The 16,366-nt window shown below is 53.5% G+C and carries 14 protein-coding genes and 1 pseudogene; 9 read left to right on the forward strand and 6 right to left on the reverse strand.

Annotated elements, in window-relative coordinates; genetic code table 11:
* Window positions 1–6: 6 nt before the first annotated feature.
* Both G491_RS0106155 and G491_RS0106160 read left to right on the forward strand, forming a co-directional pair.
* Window positions 7–795, forward strand: coding sequence for a M90 family metallopeptidase (locus tag G491_RS0106155; RefSeq protein ID WP_028313948.1), 789 nt, complete (start codon window positions 7–9; stop codon window positions 793–795).
* Window positions 796–945: 150 nt separating this feature from the next.
* A complete protein-coding gene (locus G491_RS0106160) occupies window positions 946–1,695 on the forward strand; it encodes a hypothetical protein (RefSeq protein ID WP_028313949.1) in 750 nt (249 codons plus the stop codon).
* Between the two features lie 168 nt (window positions 1,696–1,863).
* Here the strand turns inward: G491_RS0106160 and G491_RS0106165 are convergent, their stop codons facing one another.
* Together G491_RS0106165 and G491_RS33455 are read right to left on the reverse strand one after the other, a co-directional pair.
* A complete protein-coding gene (locus tag G491_RS0106165; protein WP_028313950.1) occupies window positions 1,864–2,223 on the reverse strand; it encodes a hypothetical protein in 360 nt (119 codons plus the stop codon).
* A 53-nt stretch (window positions 2,224–2,276) separates the two neighbouring features.
* Complete coding sequence (locus G491_RS33455) at window positions 2,277–3,578, reverse strand: GGDEF domain-containing protein (protein ID WP_157468017.1); 1,302 nt, start codon at window positions 3,576–3,578, stop codon at window positions 2,277–2,279.
* Window positions 3,579–3,791: 213 nt separating this feature from the next.
* Here G491_RS33455 and G491_RS0106175 point away from each other — a divergent pair, with 213 nt between their 5' ends.
* The 3 genes from G491_RS0106175 to G491_RS0106185 all read left to right on the forward strand — a co-directional run bounded on the left by G491_RS0106175 (window position 3,792) and on the right by G491_RS0106185 (window position 6,545).
* A complete protein-coding gene (locus G491_RS0106175) occupies window positions 3,792–5,393 on the forward strand; it encodes a protein phosphatase CheZ (RefSeq protein ID WP_028313951.1) in 1,602 nt (533 codons plus the stop codon).
* A 163-nt stretch (window positions 5,394–5,556) separates the two neighbouring features.
* On the forward strand, window positions 5,557–5,739 hold the full coding sequence (locus G491_RS0106180; protein WP_015949989.1) for a hypothetical protein: 183 nt from the start codon (window positions 5,557–5,559) through the stop codon (window positions 5,737–5,739).
* A 59-nt stretch (window positions 5,740–5,798) separates the two neighbouring features.
* Window positions 5,799–6,545: a ribonuclease H-like domain-containing protein gene (locus tag G491_RS0106185; RefSeq protein ID WP_028313952.1), complete on the forward strand. Its 747-nt coding sequence runs from the start codon at window positions 5,799–5,801 to the stop codon at window positions 6,543–6,545.
* A gap of 371 nt (window positions 6,546–6,916) precedes the next feature.
* Here G491_RS0106185 and G491_RS33460 read toward each other — a convergent pair whose 3' ends face one another.
* Window positions 6,917–9,883 carry a pyruvate formate lyase family protein gene (locus tag G491_RS33460; protein ID WP_051327068.1) on the reverse strand — a complete coding sequence of 989 codons (2,967 nt, stop codon included), beginning with the start codon at window positions 9,881–9,883 and terminating at the stop codon, window positions 6,917–6,919.
* Window positions 9,884–9,997: 114 nt separating this feature from the next.
* Here G491_RS33460 and tsaA point away from each other — a divergent pair, with 114 nt between their 5' ends.
* Both tsaA and G491_RS29660 read left to right on the forward strand, forming a co-directional pair.
* Window positions 9,998–10,474 carry a tRNA (N6-threonylcarbamoyladenosine(37)-N6)-methyltransferase TrmO gene (gene tsaA / locus G491_RS0106195; RefSeq protein WP_035217819.1) on the forward strand — a complete coding sequence of 159 codons (477 nt, stop codon included), beginning with the start codon at window positions 9,998–10,000 and terminating at the stop codon, window positions 10,472–10,474.
* 20 nt (window positions 10,475–10,494) lie between these two features.
* Window positions 10,495–12,276, forward strand: coding sequence for a bifunctional metallophosphatase/5'-nucleotidase (locus G491_RS29660; RefSeq protein WP_051327069.1), 1,782 nt, complete (start codon window positions 10,495–10,497; stop codon window positions 12,274–12,276).
* 142 nt (window positions 12,277–12,418) lie between these two features.
* On the opposite strand, the gene G491_RS0106205 is transcribed toward G491_RS29660, so the two are convergent.
* The 3 genes from G491_RS0106205 to G491_RS33465 form a co-directional block, all read right to left on the reverse strand.
* Window positions 12,419–13,072 (reverse strand): YiaD family glycine zipper/OmpA-like lipoprotein, encoded by a 654-nt coding sequence (locus G491_RS0106205; protein ID WP_028313954.1) that lies wholly within the window; start codon window positions 13,070–13,072, stop codon window positions 12,419–12,421.
* Between the two features lie 260 nt (window positions 13,073–13,332).
* A complete protein-coding gene (locus tag G491_RS0106210; protein WP_028313955.1) occupies window positions 13,333–14,256 on the reverse strand; it encodes an Lcl C-terminal domain-containing protein in 924 nt (307 codons plus the stop codon).
* 128 nt (window positions 14,257–14,384) lie between these two features.
* Window positions 14,385–14,951, reverse strand: coding sequence for a hypothetical protein (locus G491_RS33465; protein WP_028313956.1), 567 nt, complete (start codon window positions 14,949–14,951; stop codon window positions 14,385–14,387).
* A 390-nt stretch (window positions 14,952–15,341) separates the two neighbouring features.
* Between G491_RS33465 and G491_RS0106220 the strand changes: the two genes are divergently transcribed.
* Window positions 15,342–15,899, forward strand: coding sequence for a hypothetical protein (locus G491_RS0106220; protein WP_028313957.1), 558 nt, complete (start codon window positions 15,342–15,344; stop codon window positions 15,897–15,899).
* 286 nt (window positions 15,900–16,185) lie between these two features.
* Window positions 16,186–16,366 (forward strand): annotated as a pseudogene (locus tag G491_RS0106225) (IS110 family transposase); the annotation flags it as partial.

Genomic DNA, 16,366 nt, shown 5'->3' on the forward strand with positions numbered 1-16,366 from the left:
GACGCAATGTTTCGTTGGTTCGCAGATCGCCGCAGAAAAAAACTCACCCAGGCCCCCTTTCCGCCGGTCTGGAAAGAAATCCTGCGTCAAAACGTGGCCTATTACAGCATGCTGAAGGCGGAGGAACGGGCAAAGCTCCATGCCCTGATCCAGGTGTTTGTCGCAGAAAAAAACTGGGAGGGAGCGGGAGAGCTGGAGCTGACGGACGAAATCCGGGTCACCATTGCAGCCCAGGCCTGCCTGCTTCTTTTGGGGCTGCCCCATAATTATTACCGGAACGTCCAATCCATCATCGTGTATCCATCCACCGTCACTCCGCCCCAGCGCAAGCGGAGCTTCTTTGAAAGCTCCCCCACGTCCGTCGAGGCGCCCCAGCCTATCCTGGGGCAGGCTTTCAAGGGCGGTCCCGTGATTTTGTGCTGGGATGCGGGCCTGCGGGGCGGACGCAACAGCGAAGACGGCCATAACCTGGTTTATCATGAATTCGCCCACAAGCTGGACATGCTGGACGGAGCGGCCGACGGAACGCCGCCCCTGCGTGACAGGGCCGAATACAGGGATTGGGTTCAGGTTTGCTCCGAGGAATTCCTGCGCCTAAAAAAGAACGCCAAAAATGGAAGAAAATCCTTTTTAAGAAGTTACGGGGCCGTAAACGAAGCGGAGTTTTTCGCCGTGGCCACAGAGCAGTTTTTCGAGCAGCCCCAAAAGATGGTAGAGCACGCCCCGGAATTGTATCGCGTGTTGAAGGAGTACTACCGCCAGGATCCATATCGGCGCGCTTCCCGCAAAGCCTGATAGCATGGGGTCAGATCTACGTTTGACGTTTGAGCCGTTTTTCGCCCCCGTTGCTTTTGCCAAAGCCCGCGACTTTTTATCCATGGTATGAATTATGCATAGTTTTTCGAGTGCAAATTCCAGTCAATCCTATTGTACAAGGAAGATATCATGGACGACTCAAACATCATTCAGGCGCTGTTAGAAGGTGCCTCCCTGTCCACCGTCATGATGCCGGACGCAAACATCCCCACCAACCGCCCAAGGCATTGGGAAGGCTTTCTTCTGCCCAATATACTCATTAACAATGGGCTGTTCTGGGGCTTCACCCGCGCTGCGCACTGCGTCCATGTTCTGGGCCAGTTCGTCATCAAAGAGCCAAACACATTCTGTTACGGGAATAATGAGGAAAAGGTATTTTTCAGTTTTTCCGGCGAGTCGGACACTGTCTGCTGGATGCCTTTGGAAAGGTATGAACACCATAATTTTGTCATAAAAAATGACTATGAACCCATTTGGAGTTCAGACGCCCCGGATAATCTGCAGCCCATAGAAGAGGCGGTGAAATCCGCCCGCATCCTGAAAATGGTCTTCCTGGACGAAGACGGGCTTTGGAACGTCCACCCCGTGGATCTTTGCATGTTCCATTTTGAAGAGGACAGCTTTGTCTTAAAAAGCGAGTTATTCCATTACCCCATTTTATTCAGGGATGACGGCGAAACCACATCCGCCATTCAAGGGGTGAGAAATTATTTTCAGCAGCATCCTCAGGAGATATTCGTAAACACCCGGGTGGCGCAGTACCCGTGCCTCTACGGGTGCTACTCAGACGGAACCTATTATAATTACTATGATATTTGCAGGAACTCGCGCAAGCGATATAAAGAATTAAAAATATTCGCCAAAAAAGAATGCGGTTAGGCCATAGGGGCGAAGGCCAAGCACACACGCCCCCCGTCCCGGCCTATTGCCGCCCATGCTTGTGATGTTTTTTTTGACTCTCTCCCGCGACAAGGCGAGGAAAATTCCGGGTTACAACATACTATTTTTGTTGGGTTTCGCAAGCTCAACCCAACCTACATCGCTATGTTAATAATAACCTTTTATTCGGTAATACCCAAACAACTCGTTCATTTTCCTATGGGCATAATCCCCCATTTTTTCAAATTGTTTGGCTATTGTATCTGCCTTTTCCAATAATTTTGTTGGCGCCTCTGTGGTCTTGCTTTGTCTTGCCAAACTGATTATTGTTTCTAAAACCTCTATCTCTGTTGACTCATCCGGCAAGCCAATTAAAAATTCAATAACGTCATCAATTGCTTGAAATGCGTCCGCCGTAGACATCGTACCAACAAAATGTTGTCGGAATGTCTCAAACAACCACTCATCTTCATTAGAATCCTTGTTCCATTCAGTTATGGTTTGCTTTAATTCACTCACAAAGTTCATGGGTAATCCTGAATTTATTGGCTCAAACGTCAAACGTAGATTTGACCCCATTCTTAGTCTTGAGAGGATTTAACGCAGTTGCGGCCGGATTTCTTGGCTTTGTATAGGATTTTGTCAGCCGCTTTCATGACCTGCTCCGGCTTGGTCAAGGCCCTGGTGGGCTCGGCCACGCCAATGCTGACCGTGACCTTTACGCGTTTGGTGGTTGGAGCGGGTTCTTTGCCCCTGGCGCTGGCGTTGGAGGTTTTCCGGCCCTTGCTGCGGATAATGAACGGGGTGTTTTCAATATCCAGGCGGTATTTCTCGATGTGAGGCAGGGCCTCGAAAATCTCCTTGCCGGGAAAAATGGCCGTAAACTCCTCGCCTCCGTACCGGAAGGTCTTGGCTCCGCCGCCCATCTTGCCCAAACGGGTTGCAATCATCTTTAACACCTGATCCCCGGTTTTGTGGCCGTAGGTATCGTTGAACTTTTTAAAATGGTCGATGTCGATCATGGCGATGACGTATTTGCGGCCCAGGTTGAGCATGGTTTCGTTCAGGCTGCGCCTGCCGGGCAGGCCGGTGAGTTCATCCATATAAGCCATGGAAAAGGATGCTTCGATGGAAGTGACGAGCAGGATGAGGCCGGCCGTGAAAAAGAAAATCATGTAAGCCTGGGGCGACCCTATGACCGCCCCCAAAAACACGGCGCATAAAGCGCCGAAAAAGCCTGTGCCAAGCTGGTCGGGCGCAAAGTAGAGGCGTGCGATAAAAACGATGAAGGACCAGCAAAACGCTACTTGGCCTAAAATAGAGAGATGCTCCATGCCCAGGGGGGAGTGGTTGTTAAAAAGCAGGTTAAGCCGGGTTTGAATATTGGCGAAGCGTTTTCCCAATTCCGGAGAAAGCTGCTGGGTGGTGTTAACCAGATCCGTCAGGCCGGGTTCGCAAAAAATCCAAATCGCCAGTATCTGAAAGACGAGAACCGACAAAGCCGCCATCCCCAGGCTTGTGAACAACCTGCGCTTGGTGAGCAGACTCAGCAAAAACAGGTCTATGGGCAGCATCACCAGGACGCCGGCGCCCATGACCGCTCCCGGACCGGAGCCTGTTGCCGCCAGGCATCCGTAGCTTAAGGCCAATGCCGCGGACCCCAAAATCATGCCCGTGTTGCTATACCTCCATCCCATGATCACGCCCGCGCTGAACACGGCGTAAGGAAGGACGGGCAGGAGTTGCAGCAGGGCGTTCGCCTTTCCTGCGTCCCCCACCGTTCTCACGAGATCAGGCCACCAATAGACCATGATGCTCGAAATGATTATCAGGAGACCTGGAACCAGAAGGGGATAACCGACTTTCTTGATGGAAAAACCCACACGCACTCTCGCAAGTTGCCAAATTTGAAGGCTGAATCGGGACGCTGCCAAGTTGACGTATTCCTTCTTTATCAGGCCTTGGGTGGGTCTTTCAAGTCCGGACTTTAAAAAGGTGATTTTCCTTAGCCCGCCCCGCGCCTATGGAATGCTTCTTGCAAATTCCCCCTGTGTACGAAAATCCTTACGCCCCATATTCCTTAAGGAGCTGCCAACATGCAATTGGATAACGAAACCCTGCAAGATATTGTAATAACGGTAAAAGAAGTCCAACAAATTTTTCAGGCCCCAGCCCCGGACCCGGAGGGCATTGACAAATCCAAGGCGCAGGTCGGCGAATTATTGACGACCCTGGAAATGCTCATGGCCGAAGAACTGATGGAAATATGCGACAATCTTCTGGTCTATATGGACGATAAATTGGGCGACGGGCCGGCCCTGGAGGCCTGCGCAACGCTTTCTTTCGCCTTGGACGCGTTGTTGGAAAGCCTGGACCGGGCTCTGAACGGAGACCATGGGGATTACGGCATGGCCGAGGTCATGGCCATTTTGTCGGGACAGACGCCTTTGCCCGCTCAGGAGCCGGAGGCCGCCGCCGAGGATGCCGCAGCGGACATCATAGCGGATGCGTTAGGGGAAGACTCAGGGGACGGCCTGCCGGACGTTTTGGACATGTTGGAGGACTCCCTGGCCCCGGTCGAAGCCTCGGGCCGCGCCTTCGCAGGCGAGTTCCAAACGCCGCCTCTTCTCCAGGAAGCGTCCTCCGCCCCCAAAGAAACCCAGCCCAAAATCATGCCCCCCATTGTGGAAATGTGGAGAATGGACACGGAAGATTTTATGGATACCTTCCAGAAGCATCTGGAAGTGGAAGGCGGGTCCGTATGCATCAGTCAAGATGAAAACGGCGAGCCCACTGTCACGCTATCCATTCCCCGGGATAAAATCGGAGGCATCCAGGCCGCCTTCACAGGAACCCTGGCTTCCGGCATGACCAAAGAGGCGGGGATGGATCCGGCCATGGACGGGACCGAAATTATCACCAAGATGCTGGAATTCATGAAGGCACTTTCTGCGGGAGATATTGACGAGGCGGAAACAATCCTGGAAGGCGTTACCAAAGGCTCCCCGGGCTTTGGCCTCTTTGGTGAAATAGGCCAGATGGCCAGAGCGCTGCATGAATCTTTGCGGGAGTTCTCCAACACCCTGGATCCGGAAATGAAAGGACTGGTGGAGGAAAAGCTGCCCGACTCCAGCCTGCGACTGGAGCACATCATCGAACTCACGGAAAACGCCGCCTCCACCACCATGGACCTGACGGAGGTTATTCAGGAGAGAAATGAAAAAAGCATGGCCCTCATGGACAAGCTGAAAAGCTCATCCAGCGACGTGGAAGTCCTCATGGCCTCCCTGGACAAATTGATGGACCTGGCAACGGAGAACAAAGACCAGCCCAGCGCTGAAAATATCCCCATCATGCATGGCCTTTTGCGTATGGCCCGGGAAAAAGTCCAGGCCTGCGGCGCCGCGACCGACTCCATCATGGAGTCCACCACAGCCACCAACAAGGACCTCGTGGACATCTTTACGGCCCAGGACTACCAGGACCTCACCGGTCAGGTGATTCAAAAAATCATCACCCTGATCAAGGAACTGGAATCCAAACTGCTGAACCTGGTCACCAAATTCGGCGTGAAAGTCTCCAAAGACAAAACCGGGGAGCAGCAGGAGGAATTGTACGGCCCCTCCCACGCCCAGCGGGACGACGCGGTTCACTCCCAGGACGAGGTGGACGCCTTGCTCAAGGAGTTCGGTTTTTAATCGGCGCCACGTCCTTTTTGCCTCGCCCCCTTGATTTTTAGCTCCGAAAATGCTCAAAAAGAGTCCGGCTTGAGAAGTTCCTCAAGCCGGACTCTCAAGGACCGAACCCGCGCTTCACGCGTGCGGTCCCGAAACCATGTAAAACCATAAGGAGCTTTACGCCATGGATATGTCCAGCATGAACCGGGACGAATTGTTTATGTATGTAGAAGGCCTCATCAAACAAAAAGGTTACTCCAGCGTGACCGAAACCTGGAGGCAGATTGCAGCCCGCATCCAAAAGGACGACCCTGAGTTCGCCGCCTTTTTATGCGAGGCCGAGGACAACTGGGACGATGCAAACTGATCCTCCCCCCTCCCCTGTTTAGAAGACAACCAATTCAGCTTTAGCCAGGAGGCTCAGCCTTGCTCCAACGCACCTTTATGCACATTCAGGGAATCGGCGAAAAAACGGAAAAACGCATTTGGAGCAAGGGGATAGCCACCTGGCAGGATTTTCTCGACTGGCCCGGCCCCGTGTTCTCCCCGGGGCGGGACAGGGTGATCCGGGCCGCCCTGGAAGAGTCCCTTGTGCACCTGGACGATCCGGCGTATTTTAAAAAACTGCTGCCTTCCAATCAAGCATGGCGGATGTATCGCCGCTTCAAAGGCAAAACCGCCTTTTTGGACATCGAAACCAGCGGCCTGGACCAGGACATGCACGAAATCACGGTCATCGGCGTGTATGACGGCCAAAAGGTTTTCTCCTACGTGAACGGATTCAATCTGCCTGACTTTGAAATCGACATCGCCGAATACGACATGGTCATCACCTTCAACGGAGCCATGTTCGACCTGCCCTTCATCAGGCGGTCCTTTCCTTCCATCACCCTGCCCGAGGGGCACATCGACCTCATGCATGCCTTGCGGAAACTGGGATACCGGGGCGGCCTGAAAAAAATCGAAAAGGACCTGGGCATCAGCCGCGGAGAGGATATCGACGGGCTGGGAGGCTACGAGGCCGTGCTCCTGTGGAGAGATTGGCGAAACGGCGATAAGGCCGCCCTGGACCGCTTGATCGCATACAACACGGCGGACATCGTCAACCTAAAGCCCCTCATGGAACTGGCCTACGACAGATTGTCCTCCCAGACGCTTGCGCCTATTCAGTAGCCCTCGCGTCACGGTCATGCAAGAAGCCTGATCATAAAAACCAGCAATCGCAACCTTTTCCATATCTTGAAAAACGACGCTGGGTCCCCGCTTGCGGTCGATCCTGAAAAAAACGGATCTCCCTTGCGGGGATGACGGGCAATTTGGGCGATGAAAATTGAGCCGGGCGTTTGCCGCCGCCTGCTTTTGTTGGGTTTCGCAAGCTCTACCCAACCTACGCCTTTTCATGTAAAAATAGTAGGTTGGGTAGAGATAAGAAAATCGCTTCCAGGGCTGGAGCTCTCTTAGCACAGGAACAATAATCGAAGTCATAAAACTATGTTCGAAACCCAACAACTGGCTTTATTCCACTTGCGCGGCGGCAACTCGCCCTAACTCAAAAACTCGGTGCGTTCGATCAACTCCTCCTGCATGTTCCGGTTCAGCTTGACGAAATACGCGTTGTAGCCCGAAATCCGCACGATCAGCCACCGGTAATCCTCGGGGTGGTCCATGGCGTCTTTCAGCATGTCCGTGGTGAGCACGTTAAACTGCCATTGCATGCCGCCAAGCTCGAAATAGCTTTGCAAATAGCTGGAAAAATAATCCAGGGTCTTGGAGTGGGAGTCCCCGGCGTGAGGCGCCAGCTTGACGTTAAAGGCGATGTTGTTGGGCATTTTCAAATGATTCAGGGCCGCCACGGACCGGATGTTGGGCAGCACCTGCTCGGCCGAGCCGGGCGCCGGGGTCAGGCCGGGGGTGAACGCCTTGCCTCTTTTCCGTCCCGAAGGCAGGGCGCCGGACAGCATGCCGAAGCCCACATGATAGCTGATGGACCAGAATCCCGGCCAATAAGCCCCGCCCCGGTAGTTCTTTTGGGGAATGTACACGTCGTAGCAAAAATCGATCAGGTCCTGGGCGATGGAAATGGCTTCCTCGTCGCCGGAACCGAATTTGGGGATGCGGTTCACCCGGGCGTGAACCACGTTGGCGTCCCCTTCGAAGTCCCGGGCCAGGGCGTCCAGGAGAGCGGGAAAATCCAGGGCCTTTTGCTCGTAAATGAGCTTTTTGATGACCATGAGGCTGTCCACCACGTCCGTGAGGGACACCATGGCCACTCCGGAGGTGTTGTACATGGCGCCGCCGTCGATGAGGTCCTTGCCGTTTTCCATAGGGCCGGTGCTCATGGCCGAAAGCACGGGCGTGGGATGAATGTATTGATGGCTTTTACCCAGGTAATTGTTGATCTCCACGGACATGTCGCACAGGTATTTCAATTGGGTCTTGTAGGCCGCCAAAAAGTCTTCGTAGGTCGTAAAGTCGGCGGCCGCCTCTCCGGTCCGAGGGCCGATCAAATCCCCCATGACCGGATGCACTCCGTTGTTCAGGGCCATTTCCAGGGCCGCCACCATGTTCACCAGCATGCAATTGGTATGGCCGTAATGCCTGCCTACAATGGTGGGCTCCACGCATCCGGTCACGCCCCAGTCCCGGGCGTCTTCTATGGGGATGTCCTGGTGAACCAGGGCGTCGATCATGGCTTTGTCGTTATGGATGCTGGGCGAGGCCACCATGTTGATGTTCACCTCGGCCAGCCGGCGCAGGTATTCGGGGGAGTTGATTCCCTCATAATACCTGGCGTTCAGGTTGGGGTCCTGAAAGCAAAGCATTTCGGCGGTTTTCAAAATGATGTAGCTCATGTCGTTGACCGCGTTTTCCCCCTCCCGGGTGACGCCGCCCACGGTCACGGTGTCGTCGGATGAACTGCCGCCGAAGAGTTTGTTGCCCACACTGGGCATGAGGGGGTCATGATCGTTCAGCTTAAGAAAAAACGACCCCACCAGTTCGATGGTTCTTTTGACCACCTCCTCGCGGCCCTTATCGGTCTTGACCCGGGCCATTTCCTTAACCAGCAGGGGTTGGAGAATCTGGTCCAAACGGCCTATGGAGAGAGCGGAATTGGCGTTCTCCACATGCAGGCAGACAAAACTGATCCAGATGGCCATGAGGCCTTCATATACAGTGCGGGCCGGCTTGGCCGGAACCCTTTCGCACACCTGGGCGATTTTCTTCAACTCCGCGATGCGGACGGCCTCCTCCGGATCTTCCGGGTCCATGGCCGCAATTTGATCCACGGCCTCGTATTTCAGGTTTTCGGCGTAGGCCAGCACCCCTTCCACGGCCGCGTACAGGGAACGGTAAAAAAGGATCTGATCCTGATCCGTCGCCTCCTGCTCCCGCTTCCGGGCTTCCTTGCCCACGGACTCCAGGCCTTCCTCCACCACCTTCCTGAAATCCGGAATGGTGTGGGAAATGGCGTTGTTCTTCATCATAAAATAAAGGACGAACCGCTCCTCCAATTGCTGGCTCACGGGGTTGCCGAACTCCCGGCGGCAGTGCTCCCGCACGTTCCGGTCCATCCAGTAGGGAAACACCTCAAAGTTCAGGATGCGGGCTTCCTCCTCGCTCAAATCGTTGGGATTCAGCTCCCGGTCCATGATGGTGGTCAGCTCAGGCCAGATGGTGGTGCCGATCAATTCGGGATACACGGGCACGCCCACTTCCTTGGCTGTGGTGGAGCCGGCGATGAGCTGCTTGTCCGTAATGATGGGCTTTTTGCAGCTCATGACGTGCTTCATGGCCAGGGCCTGACGCAGGCCCGGATGCCAAGGGGCGCCGCTCTGGTCGGTTTCAAACCCCTTTTTTCGGTGAAACTCGGTCAACAGCCTGGCCCTTTCCGAGCATACGGCGGGCTTGGTGGAGAAGCGTTTGTTCTTCAAATATTTCAGGCGGGGAAAATCCTCCAGGGTCAACCGGCCCAGGTATGGATCTTCCAGGAATTCTACGGCGTCCACTTTTTTATCCAGGGTTTCGTTTTGGAGCTTACGCCGTTTTTCCCCCTGGTCGATATCTTGAATACGGGCGAAGAGCTTACTTTCCTCGGACGCCTTTTTTTTGCTCAAAAGGTTGTTCGCCAGGGTGGTAATGTAAGAAAATCGGGTGAGGTAGGACATGTTGCCTGTATAGGACATTTCGTTGCTGAGCAAATAGTCCAGGGACTCCTCCGGGCTTTTGGAAAAAATCCGGGCCAGGGTCTCCTTGTCCTTATAATAGATGATCACGTCCGGGTTGGAAATTTTGCCTGGGCCCGTGCGCACGTTCCCCTCGTTGATGATTAAAAAAATGTGGACCTTATCGTCCCTTGTGGAAAACTGATACCGGGCGTTAAACACGAATCCCGTGTCCTTGTTCACGATTTCCTTGCGAAAGGCGGGGCTGATCCTGAACAGCAGGGCCAGCATTTTCAGGGACATTCTAAAAGAAGCAACCCCCAATTCCGTCTTGACAGCCTTGACCATAATTCTTCCCCCCTGTATGTATGATGGTAGTCTGAGCCATAATTGTTCGTATGGGTGAAAAGCCCTATTCTTGTAGGTTTGCGACCGCTTATATAAATGCAGGAGTCCCAAAAGATGATCCAGATGAATCCCATTGGAACCATTCATACGCCGTTTAAAGAAACGCAAGGAATGCCCATCCAGCCGGCCGGCGCCAGGGGGGTTGAAGGTGCGCTGGAGGTGCTGCCGGAACTCGCCGAGGGGTTAAAAGACGTGGACGGGTTCTCCCATGTCATTATATTATATCACTTTCACCAAAGCAATGGCTACAATTTAAGAGTGACTCCTTTTTTGGATAAGGAGGAGCGGGGCGTGTTTTCGACCCGGGCGCCCAAAAGACCCAACCCCATCGGGCTTTCCGTGGTGGAGGTGGTCAAGGTGGAGGGAAACATAGTGCACGTGAAGAACATCGACGTCCTGGACGGCACGCCCCTGCTGGACATCAAGCCCTATGTGCCCAAGTTCGACACGCCGGAGTTCTCGCGCACCGGATGGCTGGAAGAAGCCCAAAAGAACGCCCGGAAAACCCGTGCGGACGAACGGTTTAAATAGACCCTAATAAGGAAGCAATTATGAAAACGATCAAGCGGTTAACCGTTTTGATGATGCTTATCCCGGTCCTTTTCTGGACGGGATGCTTATACAACGAAAACGCTGCAACATCTCAGGCGACGCCCGAAGCCGTATTCACACTCCGGCTCATGCACGTGAACGACGTCCATTCCCATTTGGAGGAAATTCCCGCCAGCCTGATTCTGGACGGAGAAAAAACCTACCTGACCTTGGGCGGCATGGGCCGCCTGGCTTACAAGGTCAAGAAAGTTCGGGGGGAATATCCCCAATCTTTGCTCCTGTGCGCCGGAGACGCCGTGCAGGGGACTTTGTACTTTCCCACCCATAAAGGAAAGGCCGAGGCCGATTTTATGAATCACTTGGGATTCGACGCCATGGTCTTGGGAAATCACGAGTTCGATAAAGGAAGCGTTTTTACGAGACAATTCGCCAGCGAAATGAATTTCCCCGTCCTGGCGGCCAATATGATCATGAAAACGAACGGAGCGGGGGTGTTCAAGCCGTACACCATTAAAAAAGTCGGCGGAGAAGAGGTGGCGATAATTGGGCTGATAACGCCGGAAACGGCCACGATTTCCAATGCCGGGCCCTACGTAGTATTCAATGATGAAATCAAGACAGCTCAACAAATGATCGCCAAGATTGAAGAACAGGGAATCAATAAAATCATCGTCCTTTCCCATTTGGGATACGGCCGGGACATGGCCCTGGCCAAGGCGGTCCCGGGCATTGACGTGATCGTAGGCGGGCATACCCACACCCTTTTGGGAGATTTTTCATCTGTAGGCATGAAAGCCAGCGGCCCCTATCCCACCGTAATCATGAACCCGGAAAACGAACCCGTGTACATTGTCCAAGCCTGGGATTGGGCCAAGGGATTGGGAATTCTCGACGTGAAATTTGACCAGGAAGGAGAAGTGGTCCAATGCGGCGGCCGTTTCACCCTTCTGGCCGGGGACGATTTCCTGAGAAAGAACGCTTCCGGAAAAAAGACGCCGGTCTCTCCGGAGGTTAAACAGGCCATTATGGCGTCCATACAAAGCAATCCGGAAATCGAAGCGACCCCGAAAGACCCGGAAGCCATGGCTCTGTTGGCCAAGTATTCCCAGGGAGTGGAAGCATACCGCCATCAAGTTGTAGCAAAGGTCGGCCGGGATTTGCTCAACGTGCGCATTCCGGGCTCCGCCCATCCCGAAACCGGCGAAGTACTGAAACAAGGAAGCATGGTCGCGCCCCTTATCGCCCAAAGTATGCTCGATAAATGCCGGAGCGTGGGCCAGAACGTCCAATTGAGCATCCTAAACGCTGGAGGAGCAAGGACTGACGTCCAGGCCGGCCCCTTGACCGTGGCGGATGTTTATAACCTGCTGCCTTTCGGCAACACCGTATACGTCCTGGACCTTTCCGGCCAGGAAATCAGACGGGCCATTGAAGAAGCCGTGGATCAGGCCTTTGATCCGGTCAAGCCCAATGCCGGAGGATTTCCTTATCTGGCCGGCGGCCGGTTCGATGTTGTTAAGGATAACGCCCCCGGTCAGCGGGTTTCGGGTTTGGAGTATATGGACGATGCGGGAAAATGGACGGCAATCAAAGACGGCGAGTCTTATAAAGTTGCGGTCAACGGATTTATGGCCCATGGCGGGGACGGATACTCGATCCTGGCGAAATCCAAGGGAGAACGCCTGGACACGGGCTTTGTGGACGCCGAAGTGTTCATGGAATACGCCAAAAGCCGCCGTGTATTGCAGCCCTTGCCGTACGCTTGTGTAGAAATGAAATGATGTAAAGCAACAGGGCGAACCCGAAAGGATTCGCCCTGTATTGTTTTCAATGCTTTTTTTAGGAACGCCGTCTTAAAAGCCGGGCAAGAGGGCGCACGCCTCTCCCAACCCTGTTCAGTCTCCTAAATCGCCGCCCTTTTCCTTACTGAATGGGCCGCACTTCAATTTCCACCCGGCGGTTCATGGCGCGTCCATCCGGGGTGTCGTTGCTGGCGATGGGCATGACTTCGCCCAGGCCGATGGCGGTGATCCGATGAGCCGGCACGCCGTAGGAGATGAGAATATTCTTCACCACATTAGCCCGGCGTTCGGACAGTTGCTGGTTGTACTCTTCGGAGCCCGTGCTGTCGGTATGGCCTTTGACCATGATCTGGGTGTCGGGATACTTGACCATAACCTGGGCGATGTCCCGCAAGGTTCCCTGGGCGGCGGGCTGAACCGTGGAGGAATTCACGGCGAACAGGATGGAGTTATCCATGGTGACAACCACCTTGTCTTCCTGCACTTCCACCTGGGTGTTGGGAATCTGTTCCAGTTCCTGGGCTTGCTTGCCCATTTTATGGCCAACCGCTGTGCCGACCGCCGCGCCGGCCACGCTTCCTATCAGGGCGCCTTTGCCCATTTCGCCTTGGGTGGAGCCAATCAAAGCGCCTAATGCAGCCCCGGCCGCCGTTCCGACCGCGGCGCCTTGTGCGGTCTTTCTTTGGGTGGTGTTCATATCCGCACACCCCAGCATGCCGAGACTCACAATCAGAATAATCGTAACGGGGATGCCAATGCGACGCATAAAAGTCATTTATCATGCCTCCTTGAAAGATTTTTTTTATAAACCGGCCCGCCTGATCCATTTCCCGGCGGCCCGATCCTCCGAATCCAAAGCACTGCGTTCGTAATATAATGTCGCAAATGAATTGGAAAAGGACAACAAGAATTTTTCCAATCATTCCTTAATTTGCCCTATTTCACCATAGAGCATTGATGCAGATCACTATCCGGGCTTTAATAATTCGCCTAACAGGCTAAAAAGATATGAAAAAACACCTGGCGCATGGACGATTACAGACTCCGGACCGGCCAGGCGAAAAAATCCTCGCCGGTCTTAAATCCCACCCCGATCCTGCCATCCTGGGTGTACAGGACCCAGGCGTAGGAAGGATCAAACACGCTGGTGGTGGAGGACCAATATCCCAACTCCACATGGGGAAAAGGATGTCTTGGAGCCAAAGCCGGGGTGTGGGCGGTCAGGTCTATCAGGCTGTCCAACTCCCGGATATTGGGCAGGCGCCAGTCGTTAAAGCCCATGGCATCGTCTTCGTTCAATTTTCGGACAAGCTCCAACGCCTGGGGCCAGGATACGGGCTTGGCTGGCAAAGAACTCGTCTGCATCCAGCCAAGGCCGGTCAGGGAATCCTCCGCCCAGTTTTCATGGGTGATAAAGCGGTCGGCTGATGGATCGGTCTTTCGCCCTGAACCGGGTTCGTCTTCGCGGACCGGCCAGACCATATAGGAGCCGTGCTTCATGCCGGAAAACACCCGGGCGCCGCCCAGATGCAAGTACCACGCCTGATTGGGAAACCGGGCGCAGGAGTCCGCAGTCCAGTAATATCCGGCGAATACGTTTTCAAAGGGATGCCCCTTGGGCAAGGCCGGATTGATCTCCGTATGGCTGATAAGGGAAAAAAGCTGGGGCCGCGTGGGCAGTCGCCAGCCGGAATAGCCGTGGGCTTGGTCCCGGTTCATGGCTTGCACGGCTGCCAGGGCTTCCTCCCAGGAAAGGGGAAACTCCTCGGGGTTGGCGTCCTTGGTCCACATGAGGCCGGTGAGGTTATCCAACACGCACGGGCCTTCGTCCGTAAAACGCAGCTCAGGCCAGGGCGCGCCGGTTCGAGTTTCTCCGTCCTGGCCCGTCCCCTGGCAAGGGATCGTCTTTCCGTCCTGGTCAAAGCATTGGGTCTGATCGGTGGCTATGGGCTTGGACATTATGCATCCACTCCATTGGATTGTTTTGCATCTTGCATTTTAGCAGGCATGGCATGTTCAAGGAAAGGAGGGATGATAAACATTGCATACTGATTATTCTCAATTCGCCTCAAGCCGATAGTGCTCTTTTAGTTGGTTAACAGCCATTCCCGTTCGATTTCAGAGGCGGAGACGGCCAGATCCAAACGTTCCGGTCCGACGTCTATGGTAAGCCTGTTGCCGTCTTCAAACTCCCGGAGTTTCAGGCTATTAAGCTGCTCGGAGGAGAATGAAACCTTTTTACGCTTTTTGAAAACGTCTTTCCAGAAATCCATGCCGTTATTACGCCCCAAGGATCTCCTGTTAAACATAAACGGCTTGGCGCCCGGATCGTATTGCAATTCGGGATAGCCCACTACCATGCTTTCGGGGGAACTGGGCCTAAGCATTCTATACAGCATGAAAAATGCGAAAATCCCCCCGATTGTCCATCCTCCCAGCCAAAAAACCAAAAACCATTGAATGTGTTCCAGGCCTCCGCTAACCAGCCTGATAAAAGCGGTGATCCAACCGACGGCCCATCCCATGAGCCAAAACATAAGGAACCCGGCCGAAAAAAAGCGCATTATGCCGCCCGAAGGGTGAGGGATGACGATTTTTTGGCGTCCGTTTTCCACTTCCAATTTAATTTTCGAGCCGTTCGGAGGCGCGATCATGGCTGAGTCCTTTCAAAATAAACGTGGTTTTTGAAACTGTTTTGCATCGTTAAATAGTGAAACGCCCCATTAAGCAAGGCAAATGAACCTGTAAATGAATATCAATGAATATCAATGAATATCAATGAATATCAAAAAAGCATACGGATATCCATGATAAAGTCTCATCAAATGGCGTGTTGATGGAGTTAAGGAAAGATGCATGACTTTGGAGAAAAAATGGGGGGCGGAAGGAGGATTTACTTTTTAGGCAATCTTGCCTATGTTAGTCGATGTTTGGGTGGGGCTGGAAGCAATAAGCGCAATGCGGCGACTCCCTTAAGTCGTCTTCCAATTTTCAAAAATTAAAGTCGGTGCTAAAAACCATCAAGGCCATTGTAGGGGCAAGCCATGAAAACCGTAAAAAAAACGACGCTGGGCGATAAACTTTTCGACCTTTTATCCTCGGGCAAGGTGTGCCTGGGGCTTCTGGTTTTGTATCTGATCAATCAGTGCATAATCGCCGTGATTGTCCATCCCCTGGGCGCGAACATGCTGAACCTGCAAATGACCATGAACGGCCCCATGTTCGCCAAGATTGTCCAGGGCTGGACCCCGGATCAACTCAGCGCCTACTACCACCATTTCTATTTCGACTTTCCCCACCCCTTTATTTACGCAGCTTTTCTGGCCTCGGCCGTGGCGACCCTGTCCAAACAGCTTGGCGCTGCCAAGGCGTCCATGCACCGTTTTTTGTTTTATATGCCTTTTGTGGCCGCAACCTGCGACCTATTGGAAAACTGCCTGCACCTTGTGATGATTCCCATGGTCCCGGACGTTCCGGGCATCCTGGTAGTCATCAGCGGGGCAGCCACGAACATCAAATGGTTTTTAGCGTTTACCTGTTTGGGAGGCGTGGGATACCTGGGCCTTAGAAGGCTGTTGATCAAAAAGGTTACGGGGAAGTGAGAAGCGGTGAAAGCAACGTTTAAAGCCTGATGTTTCGCCATACTGTCATGAATCGAGTCAGGCGCACTTATGTTGGGTTCGAAGTCCAAAATCAGCGAAGGCTGCGTGATGCTTGAAAGCCGGACTTCTTAACCCAACCTACGATCCTGTTCGACGCGACGTAGATATTATGGGTAATACGGGCGGCGATTCAGGCCAAGGGGGTTGACCCGCTCCTTGAAACCGTGGGTTAAGTAATTGGAAGCTGTTAGTTTTCAATCACTCAGAGCCACATCAAGGAGGGGTCATGAACAAGGTACTTTATGTCGGAATGGATGTCCACAAAGAAAGCATCGTTGCAGCAACGGCGGAAGGGGCAAGCGGAGAGGTTGACATGTTCGGAACATGGCCTAACAACACGGCGGCGGTGGATAAAATACTGCATAAGCTGTCTTCCAAAGGGAGAGATCTTCGGTTCGTGTATGAGG

Origin of the sequence: Desulfatibacillum aliphaticivorans DSM 15576 (genome assembly GCF_000429905.1) — a bacterium.
Lineage (GTDB): Bacteria > Desulfobacterota > Desulfobacteria > Desulfobacterales > Desulfatibacillaceae > Desulfatibacillum > Desulfatibacillum aliphaticivorans.